The sequence below is a fragment of the Aeromonas popoffii genome (genome assembly GCF_037818705.1).
GTDB classification, from domain to species: Bacteria; Pseudomonadota; Gammaproteobacteria; order Enterobacterales; family Aeromonadaceae; genus Aeromonas; species Aeromonas popoffii.
On sequence record NZ_CP149129.1, the window covers coordinates 2,228,764 to 2,253,124 of the forward strand.

The following is a 24,361-nucleotide window of genomic DNA, read 5'->3' on the forward strand; positions in this document are numbered from 1 at the left end:
CGCTTCATCTGGCATGGCCGCCCACCCAGTCCAACCCCATCATGCCTCAGCAGAAAGGGGCCCGCAGGCCCTAATGCAAGTCAGTTAAGAGAATTTGAGTCCCAACCCGCAGGGGATAAGGGCTAAAGAGTGAGGGAGGCATGATGCCTCCCTCTTTTTATTGCATGCCAGTCAGGGCAAGGGTTGGAGCCAAATTGACTCTTCAACCATGGAACAGTTTTTGATATTCAATATCTCGAATATTTAGTCATAAAAATGCTTAACTGACTGGCATTACCCGCAGGCCCCTTGTATCACGCATGTTCATGACACCTATCAGTGACGACCAAACGGCCACCAGGACTTGTCGTTGTCCTTGATATCGACCAGGGTCTCCTGCACTGCACCCGGTTTGCCCCCCTGCAGCTGACGCAGACTCACCTTGAACTGCTCTGTGGACTCGACAAACCAGTCATCCAGGATCAGCACCTTGATGGACTTGCTGCCCCCCTCACCGGCGGCCCAGCTCACCGACTGACTGAACCAGGGCAGGAAATCCAGTCCCCAGCGCGCCGTGATCCCCTCAAGGCCCAACTGGGCACGGGCCGGCTTGCTCAAATCGCCGCTGCGCACCACTGGGATCTCGGCAAACCACTGCCCCTCGTTCACCGTCATGGTGGCGCGGGCCAGCGCAATGGTGGACGGCGCCAGCTTGTCCTTGATGGTCACCAGAGTCTGGCGCTGCTCACCCAGCGCAGCGCCGCTCGCATCGAACAGTTCCAGGGTGAAGGTCTCATCCCCCTCGCGCAGGGTGTCGCTCTTCACCGGGATGCTGATGGTCTGGCTGTCACTCTGGCCGGCTGCCCAATTCAGGGTGCCGGTCAGTGGCGCCACATCATTGGCATCGGCGCTACCAAAGACGATGCGGTAGTGCACGCTGGCCTCGCCATGGCTGCCATCGCGGCGGCTGACGGTGAGGCTCAGGGCGCTGCCCTCCTCCACGCTGGCGGCGGCGCTATCCAGACTGATCACCCCGGCAGGCGGCAGCGGATACTGGATAGCCACCAGCACGGGATCGTGATCCGAGGCGCTGAAGGGGCCGTCCGATTTGGCCAGCTGACCCGTGTACTTGCTGCCGTACTCAAAGAAGTTGCTCTCGGCGGAGTTGATGTGCCAATCCTCGATACCGATCACCTTGGCTGCCAGGCTGGGGCTCGCCAGGGCGTGATCCAGGTTGCCGAGTTCCCCCTCGTAGCTGTAGGAGTAGGTGTCGGTGCCATGGAAGCGGGTATTGAGGTTCACAAAACCATACCCCTTGCCAAGGGCGCTGCCGCTCTCCTCATAGGGCTGACCCGCCAGTGTGGTGAAGGAGGCGCTCATGATCTGGCGCGGCTGCGCGGCCGGATCATAGCTGGTCAGCACCCGGATGGGGTCCTCCATGCCATAGGCGTTCAGGTCGCCGATGAGCAGCAGATCCCCGCTCATGTCCTTGAGGCTCTCCCCCAGCACCTTGGCGGCGGAGACCCGCAGGGCGTTGCAGTGGCCCTGACCATCCAGCGGATCGGCGCTGGCGTAGTCGGGGTAATCCTCAAAGCAGGCGGAGCCCTTGGACTTGAGGTGGTTGACCACCAGCGTCAGGGGCGCATCCCCCTTGGGCGAGCTGAATTGCTGCAACAGGGATTCGCGCATGCCCTGATTGATGGCAACCGGCTTGCCGCTGGCGTCCAAGGCCTCGGCCTGCTGCACCGGCAGCACTATGAGGCTGGCGGCACCTTGTGGCGTCACGCTGGCGGGCCGGTAGATGAGCCCCACCGTAATGGCGTCGGTGCCGATGGGCTGGCCATCGGGCGAGGCGATCCAGCGGTAGTGATCCGCTTCATCCGATTGCGCGGCGTTGAGGGCCTCAACCAGATTGGCGATGGCGGAGTTGCCACCGTAGCCGTTGTTCTCTATCTCCATCAGCCCCACCACATCGGCGTTGAGGCGGGTGATAGCGCTGACGATCTTGGTACGCTGCAGCTCGAACTCCGCCACCGTCAGGGCGCCCCGGTTGCTGCCGGTGGGGTTGGCATCCCCGCCCACCACAGTGGTGAAGAAGTTGAGCACGTTGAAGCTCGCGACCCGCAGATCCCCTGCCTCGGCGAGTTCAGGAGTATCTACCCTGTCCCAGCCGCTGTGGTCTATGTCACTGCTGTCGATGCGGTTGCTCGCCACCAGCCGGAACAGGTTGTAGGAGTAACCCAGCGCCCCCTCCAGCCCGTTGAGTTTGTCGCCGATGCGCAGGTAGCCATCTTCGGCATTGAAGGCGGGATACCAGGGCAGCACCCCATCCGGCGCCTTGGCGTCGGTTTCCACCACCAGCTGGTTTTGCTGGTTGCGCAGGGCCCATTGGCTCGCCTCCTCGCTCAGGGCGGCAAACTTCTGGGTCGACTTGATGAGAGGCGCGCCATAAGCGAGCACCAGGTTGTTGCGCTTGCCGTCGTAATCGAAGCTGAAATTGCGGGTCACCACCAGGCTGGACTCGGGTACCAGCCGCACCTGCATCCCCTCGTGGCGCTCCAGCAGCTGGTGCAGCGTTTCACCCGCCACCGGCACCAGATCCACCGCCGGCAGCAAGGCCACCATGGGCTGGGTCACCACCAGCTGATCTGCATTGAGCTGGGTCTGGTTGAAGTACTCCTTCACCTTGCCCGAGACGCATACCTCGGCCCCCGGCACTATGGCGCTGTTGGTCTGGGTGCTGTAGACGAAGAGACCGTCCGAGCTGGCCGGATCCCCATCCCCTTGCCGGTCCTGGATGAAGAAGCCCTTGTAGAGACCGTTCACCACCTGAGTGACCACACCACGAGTGGCATAGGTCTGCTCGGATTCAAACTTGCCAGTCGGCACCAGCGGGCTGCTGCTGCCCGGGCCCTGAATGGCAGGCACGGGTATCAGCTGATCGATCGGGCAGACGAAGGTCGGGGGCAGAGGGCCATCGCAGGGACCATCGCCACTGCAACCCAGGCCACTGGCGTCATCCTTGGCGGCGGCCACGTATTCAAGCGCCGGATTGAAGGGGCCAGCCGCATCAGTCCGGCCCGTGGTGACGGTGGCCTTGCGGCGCAACGTCATGTCCAGGGTCGAGACGCTGCCTGACACCCAGGCCGTGCCCGGATCCACCCCCACTTGCCCGAAGCTGTCCACTATCTCGCTGCCGTGATAGAGCACCAGGGCGTCGTCACCGTTGAACACCAGATTGCCGCTGGTCTGATTGGCCTTGGCCAGGATCTCAGCGTTGGCGGAAGGGTTGGCCAACACCAGGCTGGCGCCCGGGGCGAGGGTGCCTTGCAGCGCCAGGCTGTTGGTGGGGGCATCGGTGAGAGGTTTGCCGTTGGCATAGAGCGCCAGCCGGTATTGAGAGAGCGCGACGGGCGTCGCGCCAAGATTACTCAGCTCCACCGCCTTGTTGTTACTGGATCCTTCCAGATATTCGCTGATCAGCAGTTGTGCCTGTACCTGTCCTGACAGCGCCAGCCCGACCGCGAGCGCCACCAGAGAGTGTCTTCCTGACATAGCCAATGTTCCTTTTCTTATTAGCAGAGATGTTATTGGTGCCCCGCGTTATGCGGGCCGCCGCGAGCTGGCTAACAATGACAGAAAATTGTTGCGAGTAGGTGACGAAAAAATAATGTTTTCAAGTGACACGTCTGCCACAAGATGAGCGGCGCTCGACCATTGGCATTTGCGGCCACCAATATCCCGTAACGGCGCACAAGATGGCGACACAGGCTGACATGGCAAGCAAAAACAGCAGCTTGAGAAAGGATCACGCCAGCGATACCCAGGCCGAATCGCGAGCGGCCATTCACGGGACAATAAGGTGGAAATAGCGACGACGGCAGATGATGCCCGGCCATATAGCATCACTGTGTCGCCGGGCGAAAATACTCCCGACCTCCTATGGATAAATATCACACCCTTAATATGAGACAACCAAAATAATGTTTTCCAGGCCCCCCTCTCCTTTGTTTGCATGGCCGCCAGATGCCGCCTTGCTGGCGGTTATATCGGGAGCAGGCATGTCCCCAACATAGCCGCCCCGCACAGGGTGTTCGGGGCGCTAATCTCACCCTACCCCTTGCAGCACTTTTTCACCGCCCGCACCACGTTCTGATAACCGGTGCAGCGGCAGAGATTGCCCGAAAGGCCGCGGCGGATCTCCGCATCGGTCAGCGGGCGGCGATCTGTCTTGTCGAGTAAAGCCGCGCTCGCCATCACGAGCCCTGGGGTGCAAAAACCGCACTGCACAGCCCCCTCGTCGATGAAGGCCTGCTGCACATCGGAGAGCTGGTTGCCTTGCCGCTCCCCCTCCACGGTACGAATGGACTTGCCATCGGCCCATACCGCGAGATAGAGGCAGCTGTCGATGGCGATGCCATCCACCCGCACGGTACAGGCACCGCACTCGCCGACTCTGCACCCCTCTTTCACACTGATCAGCCCCTGCCCGCGCAGGAAGTAGAGCAGCGACATGGTGGGCGACACCGCATAGGAGTAAGGCTTGCCGTTGATCTCGCACTGGATCGCAACAGTGGGACAGGTTTGCGGTTGCATCATAGGATCTTGCCTCCGGCACGTTCGACAGCGCAGGCGACCACCCGCTGCGCCAAGGTTTTGATAAGGTGCAGGCGAAAGGCTTTCTCTGCCCGCCAGGAGGAGCGCGGCGCCACATCGGCCACCACCGCCTCGGCAATGGCCGCCAGCGTCGCCCGGGTCAGGGGTTGTCCCTCGGCTGCCGCCTCCGCATGCGGCGTTCGGATCGGGGTCGGTGCCGCCACCCCGTAGGCCAGCCGCAGGCGCTTGAAGTGGCCATCCTCAATCTGGCAGTAGGCGGCGCAGCCGATGGTGGCGATATCCATGGCACCGCGCATGGCGTATTTGAAGTAGTGGGAGCCCACATGGGGGTGCGTATCCGGGGCAAAATGAAACGCCACCAGAATATCCGACGGTTGCAGCGCTACCTTACCGGGGCCTGTGTGAAATCCGGCGATGGGGATACGGCGCGTGCCATTGGGCCCGGCGATCTCCAGCTCGGCTTCCAGTGCCACTGTGGGCGCTGCCGAGTCGGCACTGGTGGCGCCGTTGCAGATGTTGCCGCCATAGGTGGCGACGTTGCGGATCTGCGGACCGGCTATGGTGGCGGCCGCTTCTGCCAGCATCGGCAGGCGGCGCTGCACCAGCTCGTTTTCGATGATCTCGGTAAAGGTGGTGCCAGAGCCGATGCGGATCGATCCATCAGCCAGCTCGCTCACCCCTTTGAGCTCGGGCAGGTCGTGAATATCGACGATATGGCGATAGGCAGGGTTGAGGTGATGCAGCTGGATCATCACATCGGTGCCACCGGCCAACAGACGCGCCTCGGGGTCTGCCTGGCGCAGGGCAACGGCCTCGGCCACGCTGTGGGCCTTGTAGTAACGGGCAATATCAAACATGGCGTTGCTCCTCCCGTGATCCCTCGGTAATCAGACCCGCCGCGACAAACTCCCGAAACAGGGTCTTGGGGGTGATGGGCAGCTCGTTGATGGCGACGCCGGTCGCCATGCGAATGGCGTTACGAATGGCGGGGCCGGGGGAGATGATGGGCGGCTCCCCCAGTGATTTGTGGCCATAAACCGACTGGGGTTCATAGGTCTGCACGAAGTCGCACTCAAGCTCTGGCAAATCCAGCATGGTGGGAAACTTGTAGTCGAGCAGGTTGGGGTTGCGCACCACGCCAGTCTTGGCGTCGATGATCATCTCCTCGAACAGCGACCAGCCGATCCCCATCCCCATGCCGCCATGCACCTGCCCCTCCGCCAACTGTGGATTGAGGATCTTGCCCGCATCGTGCAGGTTGATGATGCGATTGAGGGTGACCTTGCAGAGATCGATATCAACGCTGAGATCGACAAAGGTACAGCCGAAACTGGGCGGGTTGGTGGTGGTCTTGTGGGAGACCTCCGCGGTGATCTGGCCGCCAATGGTGAGGTGGTAATAGGCGTTGACCGACACCTCGGCCACGCTGATCAGCACCTTGTCCGGTGCGCCGGCCAGCACCACGTAGCCGTCGATCAGGGTGAGCGATCCCACATCCTGATGACAGAGCTGGGCTGCCAGCGACAAAATGCGGGCCCGCAGTTGCAGCGCCGCCTGATGGATGGCAGGGGCCGCCACATAACTCTGGCGTGAGGCGAACGAGCCCGGATCGTAGGCGGTGATGTCGGTATCCTGAGTCGAGATGACCCGGATCTGCTCAAACGGGATCCCCAGGGTCTGGGCCGCCATCTGGGCAAAGACGGTATCCGATCCCTGCCCTATCTCGGTGGCGCCGATCTGAAGATTGACGGTGCCATCCTGATTGAGCAGCATGCGGGCCCCCGCAATTTCGACCCCCACCGGATAGGTGTTGGAGCCGTAGCTGAAACAGGCGACCCCGATGCCACGTCGCACCCGGCTTGCAGGTTCCTGCCCCAGACACTCGGCCTTGAGCCGATCCCACTCAAACATCTCGCGACCACGCAGCAGACACTCGGGTAGCCCGGCGCTGTAGAGGGTCTTCTGGTTGACCTGATTGACATCCCCTTCCCGCGCCACGTTGGCGATGCGCACATCGAGCGGGTCGAGACCCAACTCGACGCAGGCGTCATCCAGCATGCATTCGAGGGCAAAAATCACCTGGGGCGCACCGTAACCGCGCATGGCACCGGCGGTGGGCAGGTTGCTGTAGAAGGTTTTGGCGTCATAACCAAAAGCGCTGCGCGGATAGAGGTAGCTTATCTTGTTGCCACCGGCGCTGGCGATGGAGTGGCCGTGAGAGGCATACCCGCCGGTGTTGGAGAGCACGCCGAGCTGATAGCCCTTGAGGGTGCCGTCGCGGTTGAGGCCCATCTTGCCGTCGATGGCAAAGCCGTGGCGGGTGCGGGAAGCGAAGAAGCACTCCTCCCGACTCAAGGTCACCTTGACCGGTACGCCGCCGAGCTGGTAGCTCAGAAACGCCGCCATCGGCTCTTCCAGCACATCCTGCTTGTTACCAAAACCGCCGCCCATATAGGGCTTGATCACCCGCACACTGGACCAGGGCAGACCGAGAGACTTGGCCACCCGACTGCGCACTATCTGGGGGATCTGGGTACTGGAGACGACGATGATGTGGTCCGGCTGATCCATGTAGGCATAGCAGGTCACCGTCTCCAGATGGCAGTGCTGCACCACTGGCGTCCGGTAGTGTGCCTGAAACTGCAGATCGGCGGCAGCAATGGCCTGTTCCGGGTCATTGGCGCGAAGCTGGCTCTGGCGCAGCAGGTTGCCGCTCGGGTGGATGGGATAGGCACCGTCGGCCAACGCGCTCTCGGCATCTGTCATCACCGGCAACGGCTCGTACGTCACCTTGACCAGCGAGGCCGCTTTTTCGGCAACCAGCGGATCGCGGGCCACGACTATGGCGACGCCATCGCCGAAGTGCCGCACATGGTCGGTGAGCAGACGGCGGTCTTTCACATCCCGTTTGGTCTCATCAAGGGACCAGGCGTGGCCGGCGGTGCGAAAACAGGTGGTCGGCACATCTTCATGGGTAAACACGGCTGCAACCCCGTGCAGCGCCAGCGCCTCGGTGGCATCGATGGCGATCACCTTGCCGTGGGCGATCTTGCTTCTCACGTACTTGGCGTGGCGCATCCCGAGCATGATGTTGTCATCGGTATAGCGGGCGCTGCCGGTCACCTTGGCCTCGGCATCCACCCGCTTGAGCGGTAATCCTATGGACATATGCAAGTCCTTTTTCGAAGGGAAAAATCTGGAACCGGCATAAAAAACAGCAAGATATGCGCCTGTTTCACGTAGGCAGGCCAGCGATGAGGATAAGTGTGAAGAAGATCCCATCCGGCACCCCGGCCAGGCTGATGGCGCGGCCGGATTGCCGATTTTTCATGCACATCCAACCGCTGGCATACGACCCGTTATCAATCTGGTAATCCCCATTATCAAAATGGTACCTGCCGCGCCTGAAAAGCATCGGGGGCCACCTGTCGGTCCCCCCCGATGAGACTCCCGTAATGACACCAGCCCCCTGGACTAGATGGCCCAGCCACCGGCGTAGAAGAGCACCAGCGCCAGGGCAATGATGACGGTGCCCGGATTGAGCTTGCGCCACTCGTTGGAGCAGATGCGGCCAATCACCAGGGCGCTGAAGCCCAGCATGATGCCGGTAACGATATTGCAGGTGAGCACGATAAAGACGGCGCACAGCAGGCCGGACATGGCGCCGACAAAGTCATCGAAGTCGAGCTTGGTGACGTTGCTCAGCATCAGCAGCCCCACATACATCAGGGCCGGCGCAGTGGCATAGGCCGGCACCAGATAGGAGAGCGGCGAGAGGAACAGCATCAACAGGAACAGGCCGCCGACCACGGTGGCGGTCAGGCCGGTTTTGCCACCCGCTGCCGTGCCCGCTGCCGATTCGATATAGACGGCAGCCGGCGCCGCCCCCACCAGGCCGGAGAAGATACTGCTGAGGGAGTCGGCACTGAGCGCCTTGCCGCTGTTGATGATGTGACCATCTTTATCAAGCAAGTTGGCCTGTCCCGCCACCGCCCGTATGGTGCCGGTGGCATCAAACACCGCCGTCATCACCAACGCCAGCACGCTGGGCAGCACTAGCGGCGAGAGGGCCCCCATGATGTCCAGACTGAAGATGAGGGACTTGCCCTGCTCGTCCGATAGGCTCGGCAGGGCGAACAGCCCCTGATAGGTCACCGCCGGATCGAAGATGAGGCCGAAGAGGGAGATGGCGATGATCACCAGCAGGATCCCGCCCGGTACTTTCAGCTTCTCCAGCCCGACAATCACCGCAAGGCCGATGAGGGACATGATGACCGGCATCGAGGTAAAGGCCCCCAGTGCCACCGGTAGCCCCTCCAACGGATTCTTGATGACCAACCCCACCCCGTTGGCGGCAATCAGCAGCAAGAAGAGACCGATCCCGATGCCGGTGCCGTGGGCAATCCCCATCGGCAGGTTGTCGAGGATCCAGCTACGCACCCCGGTCACCGAGATGGCGGTAAAGAGTACCCCCATCAGGAAGACGGCGCCCAGCGCCACCGGAATGGGGATATGCTGCCCCAGCACCAGGCTGAAGGCGGTAAAGGCGGTGAGCGAAATGGCGCAGCCGATGGCCATCGGCAGCTTGGCCCAGAGCCCCATCAGCAGCGAACCAAAGCCTGCCACCAGACAGGTGGCGACAAACACGGCGCCGGGGGGAAAGCCCGCCTTGCCAAGCATACCCGGCACCACGATCACCGAGTAGACCATGGCAAGGAAAGTGGTGAGCCCCGCCAGCACCTCCTGTCTGACGTTGCTGCCCCGCTCGCTGATCATAAAGTAGCGATCAAGAGCCGTGATCGGCTGTTGCTGCGATGCGCTCTTGCCGGCGTCATCATTGACCAGCGGTTCCACGCTGTTTGTCCTGCTGTTTGCTTGGGTCATACCCAACTCCTTCACACGCGCCTGAATGTTCCATGACGAAATGGCGACAGGATCTGCGGGTCTGCCGAGCGCCAGTCTGGTGAAAAACAGGCGAGGGCGGCAGAGAGTGCGACAGACAGACCAGGGCAGGCAGCCTTGACTCAAACGTTTGCCTTGCTGATCAAAAAAACTGGGCCATTTCACCTTCTGTTGCGGGGAAACGTGCCCCGCTCTTACTTGGGTGTTGGCCTCCCTGTGGGCACGCCAGCCACCGTATCCTCGGGGCTACGCCGTGGCAGCCCCTCCATCCCCTACCCCCGTTCGTGCACCAGTTGGCCATCCACATAAGTGCGGTAGATGGATCTGTCATCCCCCAACGTCAGCAGCACAAAGAGCTTGTCCCGCAGGGTGGTGGAGTTGTCATAACGCAGCTGCTGTAGCGGGGTGGCGACCGGGTCGAGCACCACGAAATCCGCCTCCTTGCCCAGCGCAAAGCTGCCGATCTTCTCATCCAGCCCCAGCGCATGGGCGCCGCCCAGGGTGGCCAGATAGAAAGCCTGATAGGCGGAGAGCCGCTCCCCTTGCAACTGCATCACCTTGTAAGCCTCGTTGAGGGTCTGCAGCATGTTGAAGGTGGTGCCCGCACCGATGTCGGTGCCCATCCCCACCTTTATCTGCTTGCGCCACGCCTTGTGCAGCTTGAACAGGCCACTACCGAGATAGAGGTTGGAGGTGGGGCAAAAGGCGATGGTGGAGCCAGTCTCCTTCAGGCAATCCCACTCCTGCTCTTCCAGATGGACGCAGTGGGCAAACACGCAGTTGTGGCCGGTCAGCCCGTGCTGGTGATAAACGTCTAGATAACCCTTGTGCGCCGGGAACAGAGATTTGACCCAGGCGATCTCCTCCTTGTTCTCGCACAGATGGGTGTGCAGATAGGTGGTGGGAAACTCTTCGCGCAGTCGCCGCGCCATCGTCAGCTGCTCGGGTGTCGAGGTAGGTGCAAATCGTGGTGTGATGGCATAAAGCAGGCGACCATTGCCGTGCCAGCGCTCGATAAGCTGCTTGCTCTGCTCATAACTGCTCTCGGCTGTATCGAGCAGATAATCTGGCGCGTTGCGATCCATCATCACCTTGCCGGCGATCATCCGCATATTGATGCGACTGGCCGCCTCGAACAGGGCATCCACCGACTCGGGGTGAACGGTGCCGAACACCAGCGCCGTGGTGGTGCCGTTGCGCAGCAGCTGCTTGATAAAGAAGGTGGACATCTCGCGGGCATATTCGAGATCGTTGTAGCGCCGCTCGGCCGGGAAGGTGTGACTGTTAAGCCACTCCAGCAGCTGCTCGCCGTAGGCCCCCACCATCTCGCTCTGGGGATAGTGAATGTGGGTATCGACAAAGCCCGGCACTATCATCTTGCCGCGATAATCCCGCACCCGCACCTCGGCCGGAATACGCTCCTTGCCCTCCTCCCACTCACCGAACCAGTCGATGCAGCCGTTGCGAATGATCAGCAGCCCATCCTCGACCAGACGGGCGTTGGCCTCAATCGCCTCGGGTTGATCCACCACCCGGGTGATGTCGAAGAAACTGCCGCGCACCGCTTTGACAGAGTTGTCGTTTTTCATAACCGTGTCCCTGTTTCTTTTGTTCTGTTGACGTTCTTGTGGCTTTAACAATCAGGTGCGATCGACTTGAGGCACGATCAGCTCCTCGTGCAGGCCATCTTTCTTCATGGCACCGCCCAGGGCGATCATCACGGTCACGAAGGAGAAGTTGACCGACTGGATGGAAAGCAGGCCCGATCCTATGGGGTCATAACGGTTTACCTGCAGCCAGGTGCTGGGGGCGAGCTTGCGCCCGCCCCTCACCTTTTCTTTGTTATGCAGACACTTTGTGCTCCAGCTTGCCCAGTTCGCGCAGGATCTGCTCCGGCGTGAAGTGCCACTTGCGCAGCCAGACACCGCAGGCGTCGTGGATGGCGGTGGCGATGGCAGGTGCCGCACCGTTCACCCCGATCTCCGAGATGGACTTGGCGCCGTAGGGGCCAACCTTGTCATCACTCGGCACCAGGAAGGCCCGAAAATCGCGCGGAATGTCGCCAATCTTGGGCGCGCCATAGCTCTTCAGATCCCGGGTGAGCGGGATGCCCTTGCTGTCGTAGCAGATCTCTTCGGTCATGGTGTGGCCGATGGCCCGCATGGTCGCCCCGTAGATCTGGCCGAGGGCCAGCTCCGGGTTGATAGGCGTGCCGCAATCGAGCAGGGCGTAGAACTTGTCGAGACGGATCTGGCCGGTTCTGACGTTGACCGCCACCTCGGCGAAATTAGCGCCATACGGGAAGGCCAGTTCCGAGGTGATGTAGCTGGCGGTGCCCACCAGAATGCCGAAGCCGGTACCGGTCTCCGCCTTGTGGGCCAGCTTGGCGAGGCTCACCTCCCCCAGCTTGCCGCGCACCAAGCCCGGGAACGCCAGTTCAACATCCTCCACCGGTTCCCCCAGCATGGCGGCGCCGTGCAGCAGGATCTTCGCCTTGAGGTTCTCGGCCGCCATCTTGGCCGCGTTGCCGGAGAAGCAGGTACCTGACGAAGCGTAGGCCCCCTTGTCGAACAGGGCGTGATCGGTGTCGCCGGAGATCACATGCACATCGCTGAGCGGGCAACCCAGCACCTCGGCGGTCAGCTTGGCCACCACGGTATCGAGGCCAGTGCCGATATCGGCGCCACCGGAGTGGACGATAAAGGTGCCGTCCGATTCCAGCTTGACCATGCAGTTGGCCTGATCGATATCGGGGATCCCCGACTTTTGCATGATGATGGCGACGCCACGACCGATACGCCAATCCCCGTCGGCGGGTTTGGGGCTATCCCAGGCGATAAGCTCCCGACCCTGTTTGAGAATGGGCTCAAGAGCGCAACTGGCGGCGTGGGGCACAGAAGTAGGCATCTTGCCCTCACCGATGGCCCCCAGCACCTTGAGGATATCCCCTTCGTGCACCCGGTTGTGCTCCACCATGTCGAGCTGATCGATGCCCAGTTTCTCCGCCAGTTCGGCAATGGCCATGGTCAGCGCGAAGTTACCCTTGGGCGCGCCGTAACCCTGATAGGCCCCGGTCGGGCAGATGTTGCTGTAGTAGGTGTTGACGGTAAAGCGCACGTTGTCGCACGGATAGAGCGGCAAAGAGAGCGCCGGGCCGTTGCTCGGCACTGTCAATGAGTGGTTGCCGTAAGGGCCTGTGTTGGCACGAAAATCCATCTCGATGGCGGTAATGGTGCCATCTTTTTTGGCCCCCACTTTCACCTTCACCTTGGCCACGTGGCGGGAGGTGTTGCTGATGAACTCCTCTTCACGGGTGTAGCGGAAGGTGACCGGACGACCGGTGACCCTGGTCGCCCAGGCGCACACCTCTTCCAGCAGGATATCCTGCTTGGAGCCAAAGCCGCCCCCTACCCGCTCCTTGATCACATGCACCTGATGCTGCTTGAGGCCGACGATGCGTGCCACCTGACGGCGCACGTGCCAGGGCACCTGAGTGGAGGCGTGAATGACCAGACGATCCCCATCCATGTAGGTAAAGCAGATGTGCGGCTCGGTCGGGCACTGCTGGGCCTGGGTCGACTCGTAGGTACGCTCGACAATCTCGTCTGCCTCGGCGAAACCTTTGACCACGTCACCAATCTGACCATGGACGCTGGCGGCGATGTTCTCGTGCGGGCGGGAGCCGATGGGGAAGTTGATGATCATGTGCTCGTCGCCACGGCGTACCGAGCAGGCGTTCTGCTGCTCCAGATCCGCTGGCGCACCCGCCATGTAGAGGATGGGCTCGTCATGCACCAGTGGTGCATTGGGGGCCATCGCCTCGTCAATGTTCATGACCGAAGGCAATACCTGATACTCGACCTCGATGAGTTTCAGGGCAGCCAGCGCCACTGCTTCGCTCTCAGCCACCACGGCGGCAACCCGGTCCCCAACGTGGCGTACCTTGCGGCTAAACATGCGGCGATCGAGCGGTGACGGCTCGGGGGCGCTCTGGCCACCCGGGGTGTAAAACACATCCGGGCAGTTGAGATGGGTAATGACATGCACCATACCCGGCAGCGCTTGCGCGCGGCTCACATCGAGTTTGGTGATCACCGCATGGGGATGGGGACTGCGCAGCATCTTGATGATCAGCGCATCGTCGGTAACCCTGTCTTCCACGTAGCAGGGCTTGGCCTGCACCATCTTGGCGGCGTCCACTTTCGGGCAGCTCTTGCCGATATGGCGCAGGTCGTCACGAAACTCCGGGGCGATCTGGCACAGATAATCCGGGTTCTTCATCCGTGAGCAGGCCAGCTCGATGGCCTGATAGAACTGTTGATAACCGCCATCGCGGTGAAACAGGCCCGAGAGGGCATCGTCGATTTGATCACGGGTGGGATCGGGATGGCGATCAAGCAGGTCGGTGACGATCAGCGCCGCGGCCGGATCGTTGTAGCCGGACTGCACCACACCTACATCCACCATCGCCTGCTGCACCAGACTTAAGCGATCCCAGCTGCCCAGCGACTCGGCGGTGCGCACTTCTGATCCATCCAGCTGGGCGGCGATCAGCAGGGAGGCGTTGATCACCTTGCCGTTGAAGAAAATGGCGTCAGAGCCTGCAAAACCGAAGCCGTCGTCGCTGTTGCGCACCGAGTGCATCCGGCACTGGCTGAACAGCACCATTTGGGCGTTATCACCGGCCTTGCAGATGACGGTGCGCAGGGCACCGTTCAGGGTAAAGTTGAGTTCCATCATGCTTGCACCTCCTGCTGCTGGCAGTCCACCAGCAGATCCGCCACCACCACGCCGGTGATATACCGCTTGTAACTTATGCTGCCCGCCAGATCCTCACGGGGCGAAATCAGCTCGCTCACGGCAGCCTCCAGCGCGGCATCGTGCAGGGAGCGGCGCTCCACATCCCGCAGACGCATTGGCTGCGGGGTGACGCCAGCGACGGCCACCCGCTTTTCGCCAAGGGCATCGAGGGCTACCGCGGCGGTCATCACGGCAAGGCCATCGGCGTTGCGGCTGATGCGGCGAGTGGCACAGCGCAAGTCAGGCTCCGGCAACACAATCCCCAGCACCAGGGCATTGCGCTGGCCTGCCAGATAGGCGTCGATGGGTTGCAGCAGGTTGTTCTCCAGAACGACGACCGCTTCAAGCACCAGCAGTACCGGCAGCAGCGGGGAGTCCTGCAACTGGCAGGCAATCTCGCCACCGACGGTGGCCTGATTGCGCACATGGCGGGAGTAGACAAACCCCAACGCCTCGCACAGTGCGGCCGGGGTGCGGGGATCCTCTTTCAAGGCTTGCAGGGTAACGGTGGCGCCGATATGGAGCTGGCCCTGCTGCTGCTCAATCTGGCCAAGCCCGAGCTTGTCCAGCGAGATGGCGACCTTCTTGTCGGTGCGGGTCGGCGCGGCGTTAAGCTTGCTGCCGCCCCCCATGTAGACGGCGTCGTTGCCGAAGCTGGCCTTGAGTTCCAAAGCCTGACCCAGTTGTTCGGGTCGGAAGAATTGCTCAATCATGTGTCGTCCTTACTCTTGCTGCCCGCCGCCGGCGGTGAATCCACTGGGCGGGCAATCCGGTCCAAAACGGTGGAAGGTGGCCTTAGGCCAGCTGATCCATCCGTTGCCACAGGCGGCTCGCCACCTTGCGGGCCTGCTCATAAAGGGGTGCGACATCGAACGGGAACTCGCGGTCCTGATAGACCATGCGCCCCTCCACCATCACGCTGTTGACGCTGGCAGAACCCATGCCGAAGGCGAGATGGCCTGCGAGGTTGCGCGGTGCCAGCGGGGTTGGTGAGTCGTAGTCGCAGATGGTGAGGTCGGCTTTGTAGCCCGGCTCCAGCCGGCCAAATTTGGCGCCGAAGTTGCGCTCCAGCAGGGTGTTGCCGTTCCACAGGAAGCGGGCAAAGCTGTCGGGCCACAGCGCGCCGCCGGCATCCTTGTGCTTGAAGTAGGCAAACTTGAGCTCTTCGAGCATGTCGGAGCCGATACCGTCGGTGCCGAGCGCCAGATTGCGATACTCCGGCAGGTGCATGTTGTAGCCCACGTGGTTGTTCATGTTGGAGCGGGCGTTGTGCACCAGGAAGGCATCGCGGCTGTTGAGCAGTTCGATGTCGGACGGGCTCAGGTAGATGCCGTGGGCCACCAGGGATTTGCTGTCGATAAGACCAAACTCGTCCAGCCGGGCGATGGGCTCCTTGCCATAGTGGTGGTGGCCGTGAGCCATGTCGTAGCGGTCTTCCGCCACATGGATATGCAGACCACGACCGGTAACCTGCACCGCTTCGCGCAGCATGGCCAGCCCTTCGTCGGGCACGGTGAAGGGAGCGTGAGCGCCGATGTGGGCCTCCACCAGATAGGGTTCGTTCCCCTTGGCCTTGGCCGCATCGATCTGCTGGGCGAACAGGATGTTCTCCTCCACCCCGGCCTGCAGCTCGGCGAGGCCGCCGTTGCGATCCGTGGTCTCGAAGCAGGTCATGCCGCGCAGACCCGCCTCCACAAACCCTTTGCGCAATACATTCAACGAGCCCTTGATGAAGTTGGGCGAGGCGTGGTGGTCGATCACCGCGCTGCAGCCGCTCTTGATCGCTTCCAGCGAGCAGATGAGGCCGCTGTAGTAGAGGGACTCTTCATCGAGCGCCCGATCGAGCCGCCACCAGAGGTTTTTCAGGGTGGAGATAAAGTCCGGGCAGGGGGCGATGTTGGCCATGATCCCCCGCGACAGGCCGGAGTAGAAGTGGTTGTGGGCACAGACGATGCCCGGCATCACCAGCTTGCCTCCCATCTCCCGATAGTTGGCCTGTGGGTAGAGGGCCCGCAGATTGGGCCCCACCGCTTTGATAAGCGATCCTTCGATGGCGATATCCACCCCTTCCAGTACCAGAGTCGGCTCCAGCTGGACGGCGGTGACGTTTTTCAGAATAAACATGGTGTGCTCCTTCGCTTATTCGTTGTTCGCTCAGGCCTCAACGGCCCCCAGCAGGTAGTGGTGATGGGCGTGGACATGGCTGATGATGCGGCACATGTCGCCGAGGGCCTCGGGGGCATCCTTGATCCGGCTCTGGGCGTCTATGGTCAGGCGATAGGTCTCGCCACCCTGACGCACCCGCAGTTCGCCACCGTCAGCCAGATAGAAACCGGGGTTGCGGCTGTTGTCGAAGTCCTCGGGCAGGCTGAAGATGGTGACCTTGTCCTGATAGGGCTTGCCCTGCCACGGGCAGAACTGGGCGCAGTTACCACACTCGTTGCAGTAGGCATCCAGGTGCAGGGTCTGAAACTCGTCCTTGAAGCCCGGCACCGCGATGGCGACGTTGGCCCGGTTGGGGCAGACGTCCACGCACTTGCTGCAGAGGTAGTTGCACTCGAGGCAGCGGTGCGCCTCTTGCGCCACAAAGGCCTCCCGCTCGCCCTTGTCGACCATGGTGACGGCGATGCTCCCCTTGCGGCGGTAGATCTCATCCTTGCCCGACGGCTGGACAGATACCTCGGCATGGCTGCCAGCGATATGCTCGCGAGAGAGCACCCGATCCGCGGCGCGACGGGCACCGCCGATGGCACCGACGATGGAGGATGGGCCGCTCTGCACATCACCAATCAGGAAGACGTTGCGACGACTGGTCTCGCCGCTCTGGCTATCCACCTCTGGCCAACCATCGCTGCCCAGGGGAATGCCCATTGCTTTCAGTACTTCGCAGTCTGGCTGCTCGCCGATGGCGGTGATCAGCGCATCCATCTGCATCACTTCGGTCTGCTCGGTGGGCACCGGACGGCGGCGGCCCTGCTCGTCAGGATCCCCCAACGCCATCATCCGCACGACAAGCTTGCCATCTTTGTCAAAGCGCTCCGGATTGGTGAGGAAGCAAAAACGCACCCCATCCTCCACCGCTTCCAGAACCTCCTCGCGATAGGCGGGCATCTCTTTTTCGCTGCGACGGTAGATCACGGTCACATCGCTCACACCCGGCACCTTGAGGGCGGCGCGGGCGCAGTCCATGGCGGTGTTGCCAGCGCCGATCACCGCCACATGGCGGCCCAGCGGCAGCGGTTTGCCCTGATTGAAGCTGCGCAGGAAGTTGAATGACTTGTAGACCCGATCATGACCCCCTTCGAGACGCATGCCGCCATTCTTGTCGGCGCCGATGCCGACGAAGACATAGGTAAAGCCCTGGGCGTGCAGCTTGTCGATGGTGAGCGCCGGATCGCAGTCAAACTCGAACTTGACCCCGTGGGCGGCGACAAAGTCGATATCGTGCTGGATAAGCTCGGCCGGAATACGGAACTCGGGGATGATGTGTTTGACCACGCCACCGGCATCCGCTTCGCGCTCGAACACGGTGACCGGATGACCGGCACGGGCCAGGAAGTAACCGGCGGAGAGACCGGCAGGGCCTGCGCCAATCACCGCAACCGGGTGCTTGTCACCGCTGCCTGCCGGCTTGTGCCAGCGCGCCTTGTACCCTTCCCAGCCGCGCTCCAGCGCGACCTTCTTGAGCTCGCGGATATTGAGCGGGCTGTCGTAATCCAGACGAGTGCAGTTGTACTGGCACTGGTGATCGCAAATATGGCCGGTGATGGCGGGCAAGGCGTTGCGCTGATAGATGAGTTCCAGCGCAGCCACATACTCCCCCTCGCCCATCAGACGAATGTACTCGGGGATATCCTGATGCACGGCGCAGGCGGTGACGCAGGGCGCTACGTAGCAGTCGGTCAGCGGCAGGCCGCCACCCACTTCGATGCGATCGTCGGACTTCCACTCCTTCTGGGTGTAATCCATAGTCAGCGCCTTGGCGGCAAGCGCTTCCAGCTTGGCCACATCCACCTGACTCATGCCCCAGCTATCGGAAGCGTCGATCTCTTTGAGGCACTCGATCTGGCGCAGGTAGCCACCCGGTTTGAGCAGGTCGGTGGCCATGGTGATGGGGCGAATACCGGTCTCGAAGATCTCCGCGATATTGAACTTGCTGGCACCGCCCGAGTAGGAGATGGGCAACTTGCCATCGAAGGCGCGGGACAGCACAGCAGCCACGTTGATGGAGAGCGGGAACAGCGCGCGGCCGGACATGTACATCTCATCACCCGGCAGCGCCCCCTTGCGGTTGATGGTGCCCAGGGTGTTGGTGAGCTTGACCCCGAAGGTGAGCCCCTTCTCGGCCCCCAGCGCCAGCAGGCGGGTCAACATGGCCTTGGCCTGATCCAGCTTGAGGTCGTGATCGAACGACGCTTCGCTCAGACCAATGTAATCAAAGCCGCAGGTATCGAGGATCTCGCGTACCCGCGGGTAGCCCAGCAGGGTCGGGTTCAGTTTGACGAAGGTGTTGAGCCCCTTATCTTCCAGCATGTAGCGGCAGATGGCCTCGATCTCGTTGGGCGGGCAGCCATGCATGGTAGAAAGGGTAACGCCGTGCACCAGATCGGCCGGAATGCGATCCGCCAGTTGTTGCAGGCGGCTGCGGCGCTCCCCCAGTCCCAGATCGGCGATAAACTGCGGGTCGGCCACCAGCTCGCGCACCACCTGCTGATACTCGGCAAATTGCGGGCTGCTGCTTGCATCCTTCAGGCTGTGGATGAACTGCTGCATTGGCGGCTGTTTGATGCCATCGAGGTTGTACCCCACGCTCATGTTGAAGATGAAGGACTTGGCCTCCCCCTCAAGGCGCGGGTCAAACACCTCTTCCAGCAGATAGAGGGCAAACCAGGCTTTCAGGTACTCGTCAAATGCCTTGGGCAGGGTGAACTCGGTAGACCACTCGGTGTTGAAGCACTCGTCTTCGGCATCAATGCAGGGCTTTGCCAGTTCGAGACGGTCCAGGATCTGCACCGTCTTGAGCTCGATAAAGCGCCCGCCGGTCAACCAGGAAGTGACGATATTCTGGGCCAGCTGGGTATGGGGGCCAGCCGCCGGGCCTATGGGGGTTTCGCAGGTTTCACCGAACACAGTGATCTTGCGCGCGTCCTGCTTGCGATAGAATTGCGCGGCGGGAATACCGAAAATGCTCTGACTCTCTTTATATTCCGCGAAAATACGGGTCAGAAGGTTCTTGAACGGAACGGGTCGCATAATATCGCCCATGGTGATCTCCTTGCTGCGGCTTTGCTCATTGACTGGGTGAATAAATGGGGTTCATTCACAAGGCAACCCCTTGAAACAGACAAGAGCAACAATCAGGCCAGTGCTGGCACATTTAAATTTGTGAGCGTAAAAGCGTGAGGCACCTCGAATTAATGATGTATCGACTTGCAATACCGGCCTCGGGGATGAGAGTGGCTATCAATAACGTGAATTAATAACATTGTAAGAGCGCCAGATGCTGAGAAAGTCTCACGTTAGCGGGATTGAATATCAGTTTGATAATCTCGTGACGCCTGCCTTTATCAGGCCATGCAGGGTGATAATGTCTGCCACCATACCGGCAAAAAAGCCCTGTTAGCCCTGGCTCAGAGTTTCATAATTATGCATTCCAGACAGCCAGGCTCAGCCCGCGCCGTCTGCCCGCAGCAGTGCCTGATAACGCTCCTGGGTGTCCACATCCAGCAGGATGGCGTCACTGTGTGCCTCGACGAAGCGATGGGGATGTGCCATCAGCCAGCGGCGGATGGAGCCCTGAACAGGTGCCTCGGCCAGCGCCTTGCCAAGCGATGATGGCAGCAACACCGGGTGCCCTGACTCTCCCTGATAGCGGGGGAAAAGTGTGTGGGGGCCCCGTGCCTGCCAGAGCCTCTGGTAGACATCGAGGGGAATGCAGGGCAGATCGCCGTGGGAGATGAAGAGATAGTCGCTGCTGCTGGCCGCCAATGCCAGCCGGATGGAGCTGCCGAGCCCCTGTGCATAATCATGGTTTTCCACCAGCAGGATCTCGGGTCTGTCAGCATAGCGTGCCTTCAGCTCGTCACCCCTATGCCCCACCACCAGAATAATCCGATCACAGAAAGCGAGGGCATTTTTGAGACTTTCATCAAGAATCGTGCTCTGGCGATACGGTAGCATCAGTTTCCACGCGCCCATTCGCGACGAGAGGCCGGCTGCCGTTATTATGCAGTCGCATCTCGCTCTGGAATGACAGTGCTGTTCACTGCTTGCGCCCTTATTTGAATCGGTCGTTGCCATGCCCATTACCTCACCTGTCCAGCGTGCCTTTCCTGATATTGACACGCTATTAAACCCGCTCACCGAAAATATAGATAGCCGTACTACCTTAATTAGCCTATGTGGCGCAGGCGGCAAAACCAGCACCCTGTTCTGGCTGGCCGAATATTTTTATCAGCAGGGTAAAAGGGTGTTAATTACCACCACCACCCGGATGTTTCTGCCAGCCCAGTCACACTATCGGGAATTGATCCTGGAAGCCGACCCCGTCCGCCAGCTTACCCGCTGCCAGCAAGTGCCCGATGGCCCCACCCTGGTCGCCCTGTTCAGCCATATCGATCGGACCAGCGGCAAGGTGGCAGGCCTGACACCCGAGCAGATCGATCTGCTCAAGGGGCAGCAGCGCTTCGATCTCATCCTGGTAGAGGCAGACGGCGCCCATCACAAGTTATTGAAAGTGCCCGCTTTGCACGAACCTTGCATTCCCCTGAGCAGCGACTGGGTGATCGCCCTGGTGGGTGGCGCCATGGTGGGGGCCAAGGCAGACCCGCAGCAGATCCACCGCTGGGCCGAGCTCCAGGCCCTGTGCGGGATTACAGCCGGTGAGCCGCTGGATTGGACGCTGTTTGACCGGCTCATATCCCACCCTCAGGGGATGTTCAAGGGCACCCCGGCCAGGGCGCGGCGGATCTGGTTTATCAATGGCGATTATCAAAATGAGGCGTCATGGCAGCCGCAGTTGATAAGGCTGCTGGCCCGTCACCCCGAGCTCCACGCCATCTGGCAGGGGGCGGTGCGCGAGCCTATCGCCATTCGTCATGTGGTGCGCCAGGCCCCTCTGGATGGCGAACTGGTGGCGTCACCGCGCGCCTGACCCGTTAAGGATGAAATGAGGTACCTTATGAATCTTTTTTCACACGCAGCCCGACTGGAACAAGCCAACACCCCGTTCGCCATTGCCCAGATCATCGAGAGCCGTGGCTCCACCCCCCGCCATCAGGCCCAGATGCTGGTGATGGCCGATGGCCAGATCCTCGGCACCATAGGCGGGGGCATGATAGAGCGGCTGGTGATCGAAGAGGCGGTGGCCGCCATTGCCGAGCGCAAGCCGCGCATCTTCCACGGCCGGATGGCCCGCAACGGCGAACATGCGGTGGGGTCGGATTGCGGCGGCGCCATGTCGGTCTATATCGATGTCTACGGTCTGCGCCCCCATCTGGTATTGATTGGCGCCGGTCACGTCAACCGGGCGCTGGCCCATGCCGCCGCGCCGCTCGGCTTTGATATCCATGTGGGCGACTGTTTTGAAGGGAGCCTCAACCCCGACCACTTCCCCGCTGGCACCCATCTCAAGCAGGCCGACTCCATCAGCGCGGTGATCGAGGCGCTGGCCATCGAGCCCGCCAACTTCGTCATCATCGCCACCAACCATCAGGACAAGGAGGCGCTGGATCGGCTCATCACCCGTCCCCTCGCCTATCTGGGGCTGCTCGCCAGCAAGCGCAAGGTACAGACCTTCACCCAGGCCCTGCGCCAGCAAGGGGTGAGTCAGGAGCAACTGCAGCGCTTGCACGCTCCCATCGGCTACAACATAGGTGCCGAGACCCCCGAGGAGATCGCCATCAGCATCCTCGCCGAACTCTTGCAAGTGAAAAACGGCAAGACAGGTGGCCTGATGCAGGACGATGTGCGCCTCAAGCGGGATCAGCTGGTGGTGATGCGCGGCTCCGGCGACATCGCCACCGGGGTGGCGCTGCGGCTGCACAATGCGGGCTTCAAAGTGGTGATGCTGGATCTCGACAAGCCTACCGTGATCCGCCGCACCGTCGCCTTCGCGCAAGGGATGTTTGACGGTGAAACCAGCGTCGAAGGGGTGCGCGCCAAGCGGGTCGAGAGCGTCGAGCAGGCGTTCGAGCAGCTGGATAGGGGCATTATCCCGCTGCTGGTTGACCCCGACTGCGCAACCCTGAGTGAGCTCAAGCCCCGCTATCTGGTGGATGCCATCCTGGCCAAGCAGAACCTCGGCACTCACAAGGAGATGGCCCCCATCACTGTGGCCCTCGGCCCGGGCTTTGAGGCGGGGCGCGACTGCGATGCAGTGATCGAGACCAACCGCGGCCACCATCTGGGACGGGTCATCTATCAGGGCCCCGCCCAGCCCAACACCGGCATTCCCGGGGTGATCGAGGGGCACTCCGCCCGCCGGGTGGTGCGCGCCCCCGCCCCCGGGGTGATGAAGAGCACTATCAAGCTCGGCGATCTGGTGCAGGAGGGCGATGTGATTGCCCATGTGGGGGATGCCCCCATCATAGCGCCGCTCTCGGGCATGGTGCGGGGGCTGCTCAGCGATGGCATCGAGGTGCCGGTCGGCTTCAAGATCGGCGATATCGACCCCCGCGGCGAGCGCGCCGATGCGACGACTGTCTCTGACAAGGCCCGCGCCATCGGTGGCGCCGTACTGGAGGCCATGATGCACTTGGCCAAGCGTAGATAAGGGATGAGCCACGAGTTGCTGACTCGCAACCCGCCACACAAAGAGAAAGCCCCACAGTGATGGTGGGGCTTTTTTCGGCCTGTCACGTTACTGCGCTCAAACGTATATCACGGCATGACCCGCTGCTGACGCCAGGCACGAAACGCCAGCACAGCCAGGGTAATCGCCGTCAGGGGTAGCACAAAGCCGATCAGCGCCGCACTGAACTGGCTTTGCAGCGGATTGGATGTGGCTTGGAGGATAAGCCAAGTGGTGTAACCGATGTAAAAAGCCAGAAACAACGCCCCTTCCCAGCGGGCGATGGTGTAACCGGTAAAGAAGATGGGCAGGCAGGCGATCGCCACCGCAATCATCACCGGAATATCGAACTGCAGGGCGGTGGCCGACACCTCAAGTCCCCCTGGCGTCACCATGGAAGTAAGCCCCAGTACGCAGAGAATATTGAAAATATTGCTGCCTACCACGTTACCCACCGCGATATCACGCTCACCGCGCAGGGCCGCGACGATGGAGGTCACCACTTCCGGCAGCGAGGTACCGGCTGCCACTATGGTCAGGCCAATCACCAGATCGCTGACCCCGAAGTAGTGGGCAATCTCTACCGCGCTGCCGACCAGCAGCCGGGAGCCCAGGATCAACAGCGCCAAGCCTGCCACGATAAAGAGCAGATTGCGGGGCAAGCTGGCTGAAGTCACCGGCTCTTTTTGGCCAAACTCCTGCTCATACTCGGCCTGCACTGCCTTGGTTTCACGGCGGCTCTGGACAAACAGAAAGACGGTGTAAGCAAGGATACCGGCAAACAGCAAGGCACCTTCGAAGAAAGAGATACGGCCATCCCAACCAAACATCAGCACCAGCAGCGATACGGCTATCATCAAGGGCACATCGAAACGCACCAACTGCTGTGAAACCACCAGCGGCACGATCAAGGCCGAGACGCCGAGAATAAACAGCACGTTGAAGATATTGCTGCCGACCACGTTACCCACGGCGATCCCCGCCTGCCCCTCGAGGCCCGACTGAATGCTCACCGCCAATTCAGGGGCACTGGTACCAAAGGCCACTATGGTCAATCCCACCACCAACGGGGAGATGCCCATCATGGTGGCAAGGCGTGATGCCCCCCGCACCAGGTATTCAGCTCCCACCACCAGACACACCAGGCCCATGGCCAACCACAACAACGTCATCATACGGTTTCATCCTTGCAGTTAAAGTCCTTGAAATTATCATTTCAAATCAGATGCCTGCGCGCCTGCACAACTATCTTTCGCCATTGTAACTGGGCCT

14 protein-coding genes and 1 pseudogene are annotated in these 24,361 nt (G+C 61.3%); 2 read left to right on the forward strand and 13 right to left on the reverse strand.

The window, feature by feature from the left end; genetic code table 11:
• Positions 1–315: 315 nt before the first annotated feature.
• The 12 genes and pseudogenes from WJM78_RS10185 to mocA form a co-directional block, all read right to left on the reverse strand.
• Positions 316–3,534, reverse strand: a complete 3,219-nt coding sequence (locus tag WJM78_RS10185; RefSeq protein WP_339015491.1) for an ExeM/NucH family extracellular endonuclease — start codon at positions 3,532–3,534, stop codon at positions 316–318.
• Positions 3,535–4,092: 558 nt separating this feature from the next.
• On the reverse strand, positions 4,093–4,578 hold the full coding sequence (gene xdhC, locus WJM78_RS10190) for a xanthine dehydrogenase iron sulfur-binding subunit XdhC (RefSeq protein ID WP_339015493.1): 486 nt from the start codon (positions 4,576–4,578) through the stop codon (positions 4,093–4,095).
• Positions 4,575–5,453, reverse strand: a complete 879-nt coding sequence (xdhB, locus tag WJM78_RS10195) for a xanthine dehydrogenase FAD-binding subunit XdhB (protein WP_339015495.1) — start codon at positions 5,451–5,453, stop codon at positions 4,575–4,577. Before xdhB ends, xdhC begins: the two co-directional genes overlap by 4 nt.
• Entirely contained in the window at positions 5,446–7,764 is a 2,319-nt protein-coding gene (xdhA, locus tag WJM78_RS10200; RefSeq protein ID WP_339015497.1) for a xanthine dehydrogenase molybdenum-binding subunit XdhA, read from the reverse strand. Before xdhA ends, xdhB begins: the two co-directional genes overlap by 8 nt.
• 306 nt (positions 7,765–8,070) lie before the next feature.
• Complete coding sequence (locus tag WJM78_RS10205) at positions 8,071–9,372, reverse strand: NCS2 family permease (protein ID WP_339015828.1); 1,302 nt, start codon at positions 9,370–9,372, stop codon at positions 8,071–8,073.
• A gap of 398 nt (positions 9,373–9,770) precedes the next feature.
• Entirely contained in the window at positions 9,771–11,087 is a 1,317-nt protein-coding gene (gene guaD / locus WJM78_RS10210; RefSeq protein WP_339015499.1) for a guanine deaminase, read from the reverse strand.
• Between the two features lie 72 nt (positions 11,088–11,159).
• A pseudogene (locus WJM78_RS10215) lies at positions 11,160–11,300 on the reverse strand (xanthine permease XanP); the annotation flags it as partial.
• 40 nt (positions 11,301–11,340) lie between these two features.
• A complete protein-coding gene (locus WJM78_RS10220) occupies positions 11,341–14,238 on the reverse strand; it encodes a molybdopterin-dependent oxidoreductase Mo/Fe-S-binding subunit (protein WP_339015501.1) in 2,898 nt (965 codons plus the stop codon).
• A complete protein-coding gene (ygfM, locus tag WJM78_RS10225; RefSeq protein ID WP_339015503.1) occupies positions 14,235–15,011 on the reverse strand; it encodes a molybdopterin-dependent oxidoreductase FAD-binding subunit in 777 nt (258 codons plus the stop codon). Before ygfM ends, WJM78_RS10220 begins: the two co-directional genes overlap by 4 nt.
• An 82-nt stretch (positions 15,012–15,093) precedes the next feature.
• Positions 15,094–16,422 (reverse strand): putative aminohydrolase SsnA, encoded by a 1,329-nt coding sequence (gene ssnA, locus WJM78_RS10230; protein WP_339015505.1) that lies wholly within the window; start codon positions 16,420–16,422, stop codon positions 15,094–15,096.
• 30 nt (positions 16,423–16,452) lie between these two features.
• Entirely contained in the window at positions 16,453–19,563 is a 3,111-nt protein-coding gene (ygfK, locus tag WJM78_RS10235; protein ID WP_339015507.1) for a putative selenate reductase subunit YgfK, read from the reverse strand.
• 402 nt (positions 19,564–19,965) lie between these two features.
• Positions 19,966–20,604, reverse strand: coding sequence for a molybdenum cofactor cytidylyltransferase (gene mocA / locus WJM78_RS10240; protein ID WP_339015509.1), 639 nt, complete (start codon positions 20,602–20,604; stop codon positions 19,966–19,968).
• On the opposite strand from mocA, the gene yqeC reads away from it, so the two are divergent.
• The gene (gene yqeC / locus WJM78_RS10245; protein ID WP_339015511.1) at positions 20,597–21,451 is read left to right on the forward strand and encodes a selenium cofactor biosynthesis protein YqeC; all 855 of its coding nucleotides are present in this window, start codon (positions 20,597–20,599) and stop codon (positions 21,449–21,451) included. The genes mocA and yqeC overlap by 8 nt on opposite strands.
• 27 nt (positions 21,452–21,478) lie before the next feature.
• Positions 21,479–23,071: a selenium-dependent molybdenum cofactor biosynthesis protein YqeB gene (gene yqeB / locus WJM78_RS10250; RefSeq protein ID WP_339015513.1), complete on the forward strand. Its 1,593-nt coding sequence runs from the start codon at positions 21,479–21,481 to the stop codon at positions 23,069–23,071.
• 107 nt (positions 23,072–23,178) lie between these two features.
• Here yqeB and WJM78_RS10255 read toward each other — a convergent pair whose 3' ends face one another.
• Positions 23,179–24,264 (reverse strand): calcium/sodium antiporter, encoded by a 1,086-nt coding sequence (locus WJM78_RS10255; protein ID WP_339015515.1) that lies wholly within the window; start codon positions 24,262–24,264, stop codon positions 23,179–23,181.
• Between the last annotated feature and the right edge of the window lie 97 nt (positions 24,265–24,361).